The following is a 12944-nucleotide window of genomic DNA, read 5'->3' as shown; positions in this document are numbered from 1 at the left end:
AACGCCGCGATTCCATCGATCGGCCGCACTTGCAAGTGCGGCGGCTCAACGGAATCGCGGCGTATTGGTCTCGGGCGAGGCCGGCGCAGGATCAGGGGATCCCGAGGACTCCGACCTCCACGGTCACGTTCGCGGTTTTGGCCACCGGCCCACCGGAGGCGGGCTGCTGGCCTCGGATCTTGCCAACGGCTCCCGGGTCCAGAGTCTGGATGGGGCGCTGCACAATATTGGCCTCGGTGCCGGTCCAGCCTGCCGCGCGCAGCGTGTCGACGGCCCGCGAGATGGTCTGCCCGTCCAGGCTGGGCATGGAGATCTGGTTGCCCTTTGACACGGTGATGGTGACGATCGAGCCGCTGTCGGCCTTCGCGCCGCCAGCGGGGCTGGTGCTCAGGACGGTGCCTTCGGGCTCGGCCGAGTCGGCCTGCGTGGTGCTGGTCTTGAACCCGGCGCCCTCGATATTGCCGACGGCCTGTGTCTGGGTCTGGCCCTTCACATCGGGGATGCGGACCTGCTCAGGGCCGCTGCCGACGATCAGGGTGACGGCGGAGCCCTTGCTGACGTTGGCGGCGGCGGACGGATTCTGGCCGACCACCTTGTCCAAATCTTCCTCGGTGGAGGCCTTGTGCTCGATTTCTTCGCCGACCAGCAGGCCGGCGGCGGTCAGGGCCTGGTGCGCCTGGTCCTGGGTCAGCCCGACGAGCGTGGGCACCGCGACCTTCTCCGGCCCGGAGGAGAGGTTCAGGGTGATGATCTCGCCCTTGTCGACCAAGATGCCCGACGCGGGCGAGGTGTTGATCACGATCCCCTCTGCCACCTGCGGATCCGGCTTGGTCTGCACGGACGTCTTGAAGCCGTCCTGCTGCAGCTTGGCCTGCGCATCGCTGATCGCCTGCCCGGACACATCGGGGATGGCGACCTGGATGGCGGAGTCGGGACCCCGGAAGGCGAAAAACAGCCCCAAGCCCGCGATCAAGACGACGGCGAGGGCGGCGGCGATCCAGCGCAGACCCTTGTTGCCCGGCTTGTGCTCGTCGACGTCCTCCCGCGCGACGGCCGCCGGGATGGGGGCGGCGGCGCGCTGCGGGCCGGGCTGCACGGCGCCGAAGATGGTGGTGCGCTCCTCGTCCGTCATCACCATCGGCGCGGACGGGCGCTGCCCGGAGAGCACGCTTACCAGGTCCCCGCGCATCTCGGCGGCATTCTGGTAGCGGTTCGCCGGGTTCTTGCTCATCGCCTTGAGGACGATGGAGTCCAGCTCCGGAGAAATGTCCGGGTTTATCGACGACGGCGCCGGGGGCTCCTCGCTGACGTGCTGATATGCGACGGCCACGGGAGAGTCGCCGGTGAACGGGGGCTCGCCGGCGAGGATCTCGAACAGCACACAGCCCATGGAGTAAATGTCGGAGCGGGCGTCGACACGCTCGCCGCGGGCCTGCTCCGGCGAGAGGTACTGCGCGGTGCCGATCACGGCCGCGGTCTGCGTCATGGTGCTGGTCGCGTCGGACATCGCGCGGGCGATGCCGAAGTCCATGACCTTCACCTCGCCGGCGAGGTTGATCATGATGTTCGCCGGCTTTATGTCCCGGTGGACGATGCCGTTCTTGTGGCTGAAGTCCAGGGCCGCACACACGTCCGCGATGACGGCGGACGCGCGGCGCGGGTCGAAGGGGCCGTCGTTGCGCACGAGGTCCCGAAGTGTGTCGCCCTGGACGTACTCCATGACGATGTACGGCAGCGGGCCCTCGTCAGTGTCCGCCTCGCCGGTGTCGTAGACCGCGACGATGGACGGGTGGTTCAGCGAGGCCGCGTTCTGCGCCTCGCGGCGAAACCGCAGGTAGAAGGATGGATCACGGGCGAGATCGGCGCGCAGCACCTTGATCGCGACGTCGCGATCGAGGCGCTGATCCCGGGCCAGGTGCACCTCGGACATGCCGCCGAACCCGATGGTCTCGCCCAGCAGATACCGGCCGGAGAGCTCCTGCGGTGTCGTCATTCCTATTGCTCCCCGTCGTAGGCCGGGGTGTGACCGGCTGGCATTTCATCAGAGTATCCGGTCGCGCCGCGTGGTGCCTGCGCACCTTGAATGTTGAACATCGCCCCCGTGGCACTGCTCGACGAGGCGCTCGACGAGGGGCTCGTCGACGTGGAGGTGGTGGACGGCTCGGTGGTCGTCGGCTGCGTTGTGGTTGTCGTCGAGCGGGTAGTTGTCGGGGTCTCGCGTGTGGTCGTCGGCTCGGTGCTGGTCGGGCTGGACGTCGTGGTCGGAGCCTGACTGGTGGTCCTGGGCGGCGGCGTCGTCCGCGTTGTGGTGGGCACGGCCGAGGTGGTCGTGCGCGTTGGGGTCGCGGGCGTCTTGTCCACGGTGGCGGACTGGGGCAGGTTCGCCAGGACGATGCCGCCAGCGATCATCGCGGCGAGCAACAGCAGGATGCCCGCGGTGATGGCGAGGTTCTTCTGGCCCTTGGACATGCCCGACGGCGCGTCGTCGGGGTAGCCCGTGTCGACGGGCGGGCGGTATTGGTCGGCGCGCATCTGCGCCGAGCTGATCATCGCGGTCGCCGGGGCGTCCGCGGCCCTGGCGGCAACCATGGAGGCGCCGACCGGAGGTGGTGGCCGGCGGCCCGCGCGCACGGCCGCAACGGCGTCGGCGAACGCCCCGCCGTCGGGATAGCGCTGCGCCGGGTCCTTGGTCAGGGTGTAGTCGATCAGCTCGCGCACATTCGCCGGGATCGTGTTCGGCAGCGGCGCCGGGGTGTCGTTGATGTGGGCCTGGGCGATCGCGAACGTGCTGTCCGCCTGGAACGGGCGGCGTCCGCCGAGCACCTCGTAGCCGACGATGCCGAGCGAGTACACGTCCGACGCGGCAGTCGCCTCCTGGCCCATGGCCTGCTCGGGCGCGATGTACTGCGCGGTCCCCATCACCATGCCGGTGCGGGTCACTGGCGCGGCGTCGACGGCCTTCGCGATGCCGAAGTCGGTGATCTTCACCTGGCCTGTCGGCGTGACGAGGATGTTCCCGGGCTTGACGTCGCGGTGCACCAGGCCGGCCTGGTGGGCAACGTGCAGAGCCCGGCCGGACTGCTCGAGCATGTCCAGCGCGAGGTCGACGGGGATCACGCCCATGCGTCGGATCACCGCGTTGAGCGCCTCGCCGCGGACCAGCTCCATCACGAGGTAGGGAATGGAGGAGCCGTTGGGGTCGGTGGTCTCGCCGTAGTCGTAGACGTTGGCGATGCCGGGGTGGTTCAGTTTGGCGGTGGTGCGGGCCTCCGCGCGGAAGCGCTCGAGGAACTCGGGGTCGTCGGAGTACTCGGGTTTGAGGACCTTGACGGCGACGGCCCGGTCCAGCCGCAGGTCCATCGATTCCCACACGGCGCCCATGCCGCCAGTGGCGATGTGCCGCTGCAGGCGGTAGCGGTCCGCGATAGTCGCGCCACTTTGCAGTGCCATGTCAGCCTCCCTGCGTCGCGGCGGCCATCACGGCGCGACCGATCGGGGATGCGACGGAGCCGCCGGTGGCCGCCAACCCCCGGTCACCGCCGTCCTCGACGAGGACTGCGATGGCGATGGTCGGGTTGTTGGCGGGCGCGAAGCCGATGTACCAGGCGTGCGGCGGGGTCTCCTTGGGTGTGGAGCCGTGCTCGGCGGTGCCCGTCTTGGAGGCGATCTCGAGGCCGGGGATGCTGCCGAAGCCGGAGGTGTTCTTCTCCGACTCCACCATCATCTCCGTCAGGGTGGCGGCGATCTCAGGGGAGACGGACTGGCCCAGCGACTTGGGCTGCGTCGTGGACAGCGTTGAAAGATCTGGGCCCTGCAGCTGCTTGACCAGGTACGGCTCCATGCGCACGCCCCCGTTGGCGACGGTCGCGGCGACCACCGCGTTCTGCAGCGGGGTCATCGCGACGTCGCGTTGGCCGATACTGGACTGGCCGAGCGCCGCCGGGTCGGGGATGGTGCCGACGGTGGAGTCGGCGACGGCGAGCGGGATGGCTGGCGAGTCGGGGCCAATGCCGAACGCGGCTGCCTGTGCCTTGAGGTCGTCGGCGCCGTACTTGATGCCCAGCTCGGCGAACGCGGCGTTGCAGGAGAGCTTGAACGCGGTCATCAGCGAGACGGTCGGGCCGGACCCGCAGGGGGCGTCGCCGAAATTATTGAGCACCGTGTTCGTGTCCGGCAGGGTCAGCCCGGCGGCCGCGGTCAGCTGCTCGTCGACCGTCCCGCCGTGGGAGAGGGCCGTCGCGCTGGTGACCACCTTGAACGTGGACCCGGGCGGGTACGTCGCCGAGATCGCCCGGTTGAGCATGGGGTTGGCGGGGTCGTCGACCAGTGCGTTCCAGGCCTCGGTGCGCACGGTGCCGTCATGGCTGGCCAGGGGGTTCGGGTCATAACTGGGGGTGCTCACCATCGCGAGGATCGCACCGGACTTGGGATCGAGCGCGACGACGGACCCGGTCAGGTTGCGGGCGGACAACTCGTCGTAGGCGACCTGCTGGAGCACGGGGTTGATAGTGGTCAGCACGTTGCCGCCGCGGGGGTCCCGCCCGGAGACCAGGTCGAACAGGCGCGCGCCGAACAGCCTGTTGTCGGAGCCGTTGAGGATCGGGTCCTCGGCCCGCTCGAGGCCCGTGCTGGAGTACTGCATCGAGTAGTAGCCGGTGACGGGCGCGTTCGCGAGGGCCTGCGTGTTGTCGTTCGGGTAGGCGCGCAGGTACTTGAAGCGGTCCGCGATGGTCTCGGAGAACGCCAGCACCTGGCCGTCGGCGGAGATCAGGCCGCGCTGGCGGGAGTACTCGTCGACGAGCACGCGCTGGTTGCGGGGATCGGCGCGGAGGGAATCAGCCTTGAACACCTGGACGTAGGTGGCGTTCGCGAGGAGGGCGACGATCATCGCCATCACGGCAAGCGCGACGCGGCGCAGTGGGGTGTTCAACGGATCTTCTTCACCATCTCGGTTGAGGCGTCGGCCAGTGGGGTGGGGGGCGCCTTCCGAGTCACGGCCTCCGGCGGGCGTCGGGCCTCGTCGGAGATGCGGACGAGGATGGCCAGCAGGATGTAGTTCGCGAGTAGCGAGGAGCCGCCATAGGAGATGAACGGCGTGGTCAGGCCCGTCAGCGGAATCAGCTTCGTCACGCCGCCGACCACCACGAACAGCTGGAACGCGATGGTGAAGGACAGGCCCAGCGCCAGTAGCTTGCCGAAGCTATCGCGTACGGCGACCGCGGTGCGGATGCCGCGGACCACCAGCACCGTGAACAGCAGCAGCACGGCGGCGACGCCGATCAGGCCCAGCTCCTCGCCGATAGCGGACATCACGAAGTCGGTCTTCGCGAACGGCACCGTGTTCGGCTGGCCACTGCCGAGCCCCGTGCCCGCGAGCCCGCCCGTCGCCAGGCCGAACAGCGACTGCGCGATCTGGTAGCCCGATGTGTTGTAGGTGGCGAAGGGGTCCAGCCAGATATCCACTCGCACCCGGAAGTGCGAGAACACGAAGTAGGCGGCGACGGCGCCCGCGAGGAACAGGGCGACACCGATCAGCAGCCAGCTGCCGCGGTCGGTGGCGACGTAGATCATCACGAGGATGGTGCCGAAGATCAGGAGGGCGAAGCCGAGGTCCTTGTTGGCCACCGCGACGCCGATCGCCAGGATGACGGCCACGAGCAGCGGCGCGAGGTCGCGGGCGCGGGGCACGTCGAGGCCGAGCATCTGCCGGCCGGCGGTGGTGAAGAGATCGCGCTTGGACACCAGGAACGACGCGGCGAACACGATGAGCAGGATCTTGGCGAACTCACCGGGCTGGATAGAGAAGCCGCTGAAGCGGATCCAGTTGCGGCCGCCGTTGATCTCGGAGTACTTGGCGGGCAGCAGGGACGGGATGATCAGCAGGACCAGGCCGACGAGGCCCAGCGTGTAGGCGAAGCTCGATAGCACGCGATGATCGCGCAGGAAATACAGCACCGCGGTGAAGGCCGCAATCGAGATCGCGGTCCAGATGACCTGCTGGTTCGCGTCGAGGTTCGGCAGCTCCTGGCCCAGCAGCTCGGCGGTCTGCTGGTCTGAGAGGTCCAGGCGGTGGATCATCACGAGCCCGAGCCCGTTGAGCAGCGCCACAATCGGCAGGATCACCGGGTCCGCATACGGTGCGAGCCGGCGGATGACGAGGTGTGCGACAAGCATCAGCACGCCGAAGCCCAGCGCGTACTTGCCCAGCTCCCACGTGACCCGCTGCTCCATCGCGGCCTCGACCAGCACCAGGGACGCGAGCACCACGGCCATCGCGAAGGTCATCAGCACCAGCTCGGCACGGCGCCCGCTCTTGCGGGGCGGTGCGGGCGCGAACCCGCCGGGGGGACTGTTGAACTGCGAGCCTGCCTCGGCCGGAGTGTTGCCGGGGTTCGGGTTGGGGGTGCTCATTAGGCAACTACCCGGCAATTATGCCCCGGCACCTGGCCGTCGGCATACGGTCCTGGAGCAGGCGCCCCACTGGTCGGCGCAGGAGTTGCGGGAGCGGGAGTCTCGGGGACTGGGTTCGCAGGCGCGGGACTCTCGGGCGCCGGCGTCTCCGGCGGTGGGGCCGGCTCGGCCGCGACGCACATCGGCAGGAGGTCGGACACGGCGAGCTGGCCGATCTGCTTCTGCGCGTCCTCGAGGGATCCGCTGGGCAACCCGGAGCGGACCTGCTCACGGGCCGACGGCCGCAGTTCGGCCACGCCGAGCACGGAGCAATTCGAGGAGGTGGCGTCTGGCGCGACGAGCTGTAGGTTCCCAGCACTGTTCAGGCAGCCGACTTCGCGGACCTCATGGAGCGAATAACCCAGAACGGAGCCGGGGACGCCGCGGAAGACGACGACGTTGCCGTCGTCCTCGCCGACGTAGTAGTTGCTGCGAATCCACATGTTCGCGACCACCACGCCGACGCCCAGCAGTACCACCACCAGCAGCGAGAGCCCGATCGTCAACGCCTTGCGGTGACGCTTCGGCGGCTCGGGGACGGGGGCCGGGGTGACCCGGCGGGGCTTGGCGACGGGTGGGCGGATCGCCGCGGCGCGGCCGGCGGCGGTGTTCGGGGGAGGGGTGTAGTCCTCCTCCTCGTCGGACGCGGCGCCGCCGACGATGGGGGCGGACTGGCCATAGTCGAGGTCGATCACATCCGCGATGATCACGGTGATGTTGTCCGGCCCGCCGCTGCGCAGGGCCAGCTCGATGAGCCGGTCGGCGCACTCGCGCTGGCCGCCCTCGGCCATGGTCTCGCCGATGGTCTCCTCGGAGACGACATCGGAGAGTCCGTCCGAGCACAGCAGGTAGCGGTCGCCGGCGCGGGCCTCGCGGATAGTCAGCGTCGGCTCGATGTCGTTGCCGGTGAGCGCGCGCATGATCAGCGAGCGCTGCGGATGCGTCTTCGCCTGCTCCCGGGTGATCCGGCCCTGGTCGACGAGCGATTGCACGAAGGTGTCATCCCGCGTGATCTGCGCCAGCTCGCCATTGCGCAGCAGGTACGCGCGGGAGTCGCCGATGTGGATCAGCCCTAGGCGGCGGCCGGCGAACAAGATCGCGGTCAGCGTGGTGCCCATCCCCTCGAGCTCGGGCTCCTCCTCGACATGGTCCGCGATGGACGCGTTGCCGGCCCGCGTGGCCGCGTCGAGCTTGCCCAAGAGGTCATCGCCCGGATCGTCCTCGTCGAGGGGGGCCAGCGCGGCGATCATCAGCTGGGAGGCGACCTCGCCGGCGGCGTGCCCGCCCATGCCGTCGGCCAGCGCCAACAGCCGGGCGCCTGCGTAGACGGAGTCCTCGTTGTTGCCGCGGACCAGGCCGCGGTCGCTGCGCGCGGCGTACTTCAAAACTAATGTCACGGGCGCAGCTCAATCACTGTCTTGCCGATGCGAACCGGCGTGCCGAGGGGGACGGGTACGGCGGTGGTGACTTTGACCCGGTCCAGGTAGGTGCCATTGGTGGAGCCCAAATCCTCCACGTACCACTCGGCGCCCCGGGGGGAGAGCCGCGCATGGCGGGTGGAGGAGTAGTCGTCAGACAGGACCAGCGTGGAATCGTCCGCGCGGCCGATCAGCACGGGCTGGGTGCCCAGGCTGATGCGGGTGCCGGCCAGCGTGCCCTCCGTCACCACGAGGAATTTCGCGACCTTTGCCCGACGGCCGCCGATGCGCGCCGGCTTGACGGGATAGCGATTCGCGCCGATCCGCGAGCCCGCCGCCGCATAGACGTCGGTGCGCAGCACGCGCAGCACCGCCCAGATGAACAGCCATAGGAGCAGCAGGAATCCGCCCCGGGTCAATTGCAATACGAGCCCTTGCACCCGCGAACCCCTCCTCGACTCGAGATGTCGGCGATATCGCCGACATCGAACTGGACACTGCCGTGATCATCGTACTGGTCGATACGAGACTCGCAGCCCGACCGCGGCTGTTTGGCCGGAACGGGCTGTCAAGTGTTGTTCCTTGAAGTCCCTAGTGGAAGCGGACTGTGATGTTGGAGTGGCCGATGCGGATCACGTCGCCGTCCGCGAGCTGCCACTCATTGACGGGCACGTCGTTGACGACGGTGCCGTTGGTGGACTGCATATCCACGATCAGTGCGACTGTGCCGTCCCACTGGATGTCCGCGTGCTGGCGGGAGACTCCGGTGTCCGGGATGCGGAAGTGCGCGTCCTGACCGCGTCCGATGACGTTCGAGCCGTGCCGCAATTCCAGATTTCGGCCGCTGCCATCGCTCAACTCGAGTGAGACCGCCAGAGCCGGGGCCCACTGCTGCTGGGGCGGGGCGGGCGGCGCGTACCGCTCGTCGGCGTAATAGCCCGCCGCGGAATCGCGCAGCGGATACTCCTGGCCCACATACGCTTGGTCCTGATAGCCGTAGCCGGGCTGCGGGTACTGGCCCGGCTGCTGGTTCTGGTCCGGCTGCTGGTTCTGGTCTGGCTGCTGAGGCGCGGGCTGGCGGCCTTGCGGCTGCTGCGGCGGATAGAGGTGCGCCGGCGGCTGGAAGCGCGGGTCCGCATACTGCTCGCTGCTGTAACGCTGCTGGTGGGGAAAGTTCTGGCCGGGCTGCGGGCGCTCCGAGTAGGCCTGCGCGGGAGGCTCCTGGTAGTTCGGCTCCGGGGGCTGGGGCTCCCGGTACTCAGGCTCCCGGTACTGGGGCTCCTCATACTGCGGCTGGCCGTACTGGGGGTGCTGGGAGTATGCCTCGGCCGGAGGCTGGCCATAGGGCTGCTCCGGCTGCTGCGGCGCCTCATATGGGGTGTTTTGGTACTGGCCGGCGCTATAGGCCTGCGGTGGGTAGTGCGGGGGCTGGTGCTGCTGAGGGCCTGGCTGCGGCTGATAGCGAGGCTGCGGTGCGTCCTGCGGCTCCGAAGGCATCGGCGTAGCTCCTGGTTGTGAGGGGGAAAAGGCGGTGGGGGCCGGCGCTTGAGGGCCAGGCTGAGCCGCGTGGGCGTCGGCGTCGGGAGCGATGATGCTGCGGGCCCGGAACTGCCCGGTGTGCAGATCAGGGGAGGACTCGAGCTCGACCGAGACCGCTCCGTACGTCTCCCATCCCTGCTCTCCGATATAGCCCGTCAGGTGCTTGGCGAAGGCATTCAGCGTCAGCTCGGTGTCTGATGTGAGGTTCTCCTCGTCGGACTCGCTGACGGTGAGCACGTACTGGTTGGGCGCCAGCCCGTGCCCGCTCAGGTTCTGCAGGCCGCGCGCAGCCTCGCGGTGCAGCGCGTCCTCGACCTCCGCCGGCACAATCTTGCCGCCGAAGACACGGGCGAAGGTGTTGCCCACCGCGTCTTCCAGCTTGCGTTCGAACCGTTGCATGAAACCCATGACTTGCCTCCCTTCAGCCACCTATCCCACAAACAATACTGGTGCGGGGTTGAACAGGGGCGCTGCACGTCTGATCAGGCCCGGCAGCACTGGCGCCAGGCCGCTGCGTGTTCAGCATTACCGCAGGTCGACACTAGTTTGATCGCCGATTTTGGTGTGATCCAGTGCGCGTGTTAGCCTATTCATCGTTGCTCGGGCGAGTGGCGGAATGGCAGACGCGCTGGCTTCAGGTGCCAGTGTCCTTAGGGACGTGGGGGTTCAAGTCCCCCTTCGCCCACCTGAATAAAGGCCACGAACTCTCACGGGTTCGTGGCCTTTGTCGTTAGCCGGGCTCGACGGCATCTGTTGTGCAGTTGAGCAGAGGAATCGCGCTCAATAGCCGAGTAGGTGCACAACAGATGCCGTCGAAGGCTTAGCGGACATACAGAATTGGAAGTCGAGAGATGATCGAATTTATTCGCGGTCTGCCCAAAGCAGAGCTGCACCTGCACATCGAGGGGACCCTCGAACCGCAGATGGCCTTCGATCTGGCGAAACGCAACGGCGTCGCCTTGCCGTATGCGAACGTCGAAGCGCTCACCCAGGCATATAACTTCAGCGACCTGCAGTCGTTCCTTAATTTGTACTACGCGTGCATGGACGTCCTTCGTCGTTCCGAGGACTTCGCGGATCTCGCCAGTGCGTACCTGCAGCGGGCGGCGGCCGACGGAGTCCAACACGTCGAGATGTTCTTCGACCCGCAGGCCCATGTGAACCGCGGAATCCCGCTGCGCGTCGTTATCGAGGGGCTGAGCAGCGCCGCATCGGCAGCGCGAGAACGCTATGGAATCTCGGTCCTGCTGATCGCCTGCTTCCTGCGCGACCGTCCGGCCACGGAGGCGATGTCCACCCTGGAGGCGCTGGCGGAGCACCGGGATGCGATCCATGGCGTGGGACTGGATTCGGCCGAGCTGGGCCACCCGCCGAGCGACTTCGCGGAGGTCTTCGCCGCGGCCGGCGAGATGGGGCTGCATCGTGTCGCCCATGCGGGCGAGGAAGGGCCTCCCGACTACATTTGGCAGGCTCTCGACGTCCTCGGAGTCGAGAGAGTCGATCACGGCATCCGAGCCGCTGAGGACCCGGCCCTGCTGCGGCGCCTCGCAGTCGACAAGATTCCGCTGACCGTGTGCCCGCTCTCGAACGTGCGATTGAAATGTGTCGAGAACCTATCGGATCATCCACTGCCGGCATTGCTGGATGCAGGCGTTGTGGTCACCGTGAACTCCGATGATCCCGCGTATTTCGGCGGTTACGTCGTCGACAATTATGTCGCGCTTCAGCGTGCATTCGATCTCGACACCGCGACCCTCGAACAACTCGCCCGCAACTCGCTGGACGCGAGCTTCAGGGGAGATGTCCGGGGCAGCTGACTCGCAGGGCTTCGCGTGGCTTATTCGGTGGTCCACGCCTTGTCGAATAGCAGGATGCCGTCGGAGCTCAATTGCACCCCGCGCACATTCTCGGTGAACGGCATGATGAACCGGTACGGCGCGGAGACGGCCATGGGCGCGGTCTCGTCGACCAGCGTCTGAATGTCGGCGAGCACCGTGCGCAGGTTGTCATCGTCGGTCGCGGTCTGGACCTGCTCCAACAGCGCGTCCATCGCGGGGTTGCTGTAGCCGAGGACGTTGGAGCCCGACTGGCTGTGCAGGTTGCCGTACAGGCGGACGAATGGCGAGTCGTCGAGCACGTTGAACCCCGAGTACGAGATGTCGTAGTCGTGCTGCGCGTACAGCGTCTTGACCAGGTCGGCAATGCTGGTGGTGTAGGTGATCTGGACATCGAACCCGACGGAGTTGAGCATGGCCTGGACGGCGAGGGCGCTGTCCTTGGTCTCCGGGTCGTTCATGCCGACGTAGTTGAGCTTGCCGTCGAACCCATCGGCTTTCGCCGCCTCGAGCAGGCTCTTCGCTTTCTCCGGGTCATATCCCGCGGCCGCCACCTGGTCGTCGTGCCACCGCGACTCCGGTCCGAACAGGTAGCTGCTCGGCAGCCCGTCGCCGCCCTGGACCCGCTGGTTGAACGCCTCGGGGTCGAACGCCGCGACCAGGGCCTGGCGGACGCGCTCGTCCTCGCCGGGTCGGCCCTCGCGGTTGTTGATGATCATCGTCCCGCCAATATTGACGGTGTAGACCGCACCCGGGTCGCCGGCGTTCTCGGCGGCCCGCACGTTCTTGGGGTTGCGGATATAGGCGGCCTGGATGTTGCCGGAATGCAGCGAGTCCAGTCGCGTCTGCTCGCTGACGATGGCGGGGAAGGTCAGTGTGTCCAGGTAGGGCGTGCCGCCCCAGTAGTCCTTGCGAGCCGTCAGCGACAGCTCCTCCTGCGGTGTGTGCTTCTGCAGCGTGAAGGGGCCGGCGCCGACGGGTTGGAACTCCCCGCTCGCCATGGCCGAGGGTGCCACGATCATCCCGGGGCCGCTGGTGAACAGCGCCGGGAACTGGGCCCAGGGGCGCTTGAGTGTGAACTGCACCGTTGAGGGTCCGGTCGACGACATCGAGTCCACCGAGACCGCCCACACCTGGGCGTGGGTCCCCTTCTTCTGCAGGTAGCGCTCGATGCTCCAGATGACGGCGTCCGCGTCGACGCTGGTGCCGTCGCTGAAGGTGGCGCCGTCGCGGAGCGTGAGCGTCCACACGGAGTTGTCGCCGTTGGCTGTCAGGGACTTGGCCAGCTGCGGAACATACTCGTGTGTGTCCTGGTCGTAGCGGACGAGCAGGTCGTAGATGGCAGCCATCTCTGTGCCGCCGGTGGAGCCGCCGTCCTGGCGGTCGGCCGGGTCGAGGGTGTTCACCGAGGAATAGCCGGCGTACGCGATGGTGCCGCCGGAGCGTGGGTCGCCGTCGCCATCCGGAACGCCGATGACCCCGTTGGTGACGCTCTCGGCGTTGGGCTTCGCGTCCGAGCCGCTGCTGGAGCAGCCCGCGATGAGTAGCCCGGCAGCGGTGAGCGCAGCCAGGAGTTGGTAGGTGCGAGCGAGTGGTGGTCTACGCATTTCGCTTCTTTCTCGGCGAGCATCGCCGTGCAGCAGGCATGACCGCGCCTGCCCGCGACTGCCCGGGGGGCGCTGGGAAATTGCCCCAAGCACAA

General features: G+C 67.8%; 9 protein-coding genes and 1 tRNA gene. 2 read left to right on the top strand and 8 right to left on the bottom strand.

Annotated elements, in window-relative coordinates; genetic code table 11:
• Positions 1-91: 91 nt before the first annotated feature.
• The 7 genes from pknB to TBIF_RS26405 all read right to left on the bottom strand — a co-directional run bounded on the left by pknB (position 92) and on the right by TBIF_RS26405 (position 9815).
• Complete coding sequence (gene pknB, locus TBIF_RS00475; protein WP_024792923.1) at positions 92-1993, bottom strand: Stk1 family PASTA domain-containing Ser/Thr kinase; 1902 nt, start codon at positions 1991-1993, stop codon at positions 92-94.
• 2 nt (positions 1994-1995) lie between these two features.
• Positions 1996-3450, bottom strand: coding sequence for a serine/threonine-protein kinase (locus TBIF_RS00470; RefSeq protein WP_024792922.1), 1455 nt, complete (start codon positions 3448-3450; stop codon positions 1996-1998).
• A gap of 1 nt (position 3451) precedes the next feature.
• A complete protein-coding gene (locus TBIF_RS00465) occupies positions 3452-4930 on the bottom strand; it encodes a peptidoglycan D,D-transpeptidase FtsI family protein (RefSeq protein ID WP_024792921.1) in 1479 nt (492 codons plus the stop codon).
• Complete coding sequence (locus tag TBIF_RS00460; protein WP_024792920.1) at positions 4927-6411, bottom strand: FtsW/RodA/SpoVE family cell cycle protein; 1485 nt, start codon at positions 6409-6411, stop codon at positions 4927-4929. The genes TBIF_RS00465 and TBIF_RS00460 overlap by 4 nt, the downstream gene beginning before the upstream one ends.
• Positions 6411-7847, bottom strand: a complete 1437-nt coding sequence (locus TBIF_RS00455; RefSeq protein WP_024792919.1) for a PP2C family protein-serine/threonine phosphatase — start codon at positions 7845-7847, stop codon at positions 6411-6413. Before TBIF_RS00455 ends, TBIF_RS00460 begins: the two co-directional genes overlap by 1 nt.
• The gene (locus TBIF_RS00450; protein WP_024792918.1) at positions 7844-8308 is read right to left on the bottom strand and encodes an FHA domain-containing protein FhaB/FipA; all 465 of its coding nucleotides are present in this window, start codon (positions 8306-8308) and stop codon (positions 7844-7846) included. Before TBIF_RS00450 ends, TBIF_RS00455 begins: the two co-directional genes overlap by 4 nt.
• Positions 8309-8459: 151 nt before the next feature.
• On the bottom strand, positions 8460-9815 hold the full coding sequence (locus TBIF_RS26405; RefSeq protein WP_024792917.1) for an FHA domain-containing protein: 1356 nt from the start codon (positions 9813-9815) through the stop codon (positions 8460-8462).
• A 194-nt stretch (positions 9816-10009) separates the two neighbouring features.
• Between TBIF_RS26405 and TBIF_RS00440 the strand changes: the two genes are divergently transcribed.
• Both TBIF_RS00440 and TBIF_RS22495 read left to right on the top strand, forming a co-directional pair.
• A tRNA-Leu gene (locus TBIF_RS00440) sits at positions 10010-10092 on the top strand.
• Between the two features lie 166 nt (positions 10093-10258).
• Positions 10259-11224 carry an adenosine deaminase gene (locus TBIF_RS22495; RefSeq protein WP_038169242.1) on the top strand — a complete coding sequence of 322 codons (966 nt, stop codon included), beginning with the start codon at positions 10259-10261 and terminating at the stop codon, positions 11222-11224.
• Between the two features lie 20 nt (positions 11225-11244).
• On the opposite strand, the gene TBIF_RS00430 is transcribed toward TBIF_RS22495, so the two are convergent.
• Positions 11245-12849, bottom strand: coding sequence for an ABC transporter substrate-binding protein (locus TBIF_RS00430; protein WP_024792916.1), 1605 nt, complete (start codon positions 12847-12849; stop codon positions 11245-11247).
• Positions 12850-12944: the final 95 nt, after the last annotated feature.

It is taken from the genome of Tomitella biformata AHU 1821 (assembly GCF_000524475.1).
Taxonomy (GTDB): Bacteria; Actinomycetota; Actinomycetes; order Mycobacteriales; family Mycobacteriaceae; genus Tomitella; species Tomitella biformata.
This window is presented reverse-complemented; position numbering and strand designations above follow the sequence as displayed.

Bases quoted from the DNA above. Each gene is read 5' to 3' on its own strand.
- pknB (WP_024792923.1), bottom strand. From the start codon at position 1,993: ATGACGACACCGCAGGAGCTCTCCGGCCGGTATCTGCTGGGCGAGACC.
- TBIF_RS00470 (WP_024792922.1), bottom strand. From the start codon at position 3,450: ATGGCACTGCAAAGTGGCGCGACTATCGCGGACCGCTACCGCCTGCAG.
- TBIF_RS00460 (WP_024792920.1), bottom strand. From the start codon at position 6,411: ATGAGCACCCCCAACCCGAACCCCGGCAACACTCCGGCCGAGGCAGGC.
- TBIF_RS26405 (WP_024792917.1), bottom strand. From the start codon at position 9,815: ATGGGTTTCATGCAACGGTTCGAACGCAAGCTGGAAGACGCGGTGGGC.
- TBIF_RS22495 (WP_038169242.1), top strand. From the start codon at position 10,259: ATGATCGAATTTATTCGCGGTCTGCCCAAAGCAGAGCTGCACCTGCAC.
- TBIF_RS00430 (WP_024792916.1), bottom strand. From the start codon at position 12,849: ATGCGTAGACCACCACTCGCTCGCACCTACCAACTCCTGGCTGCGCTC.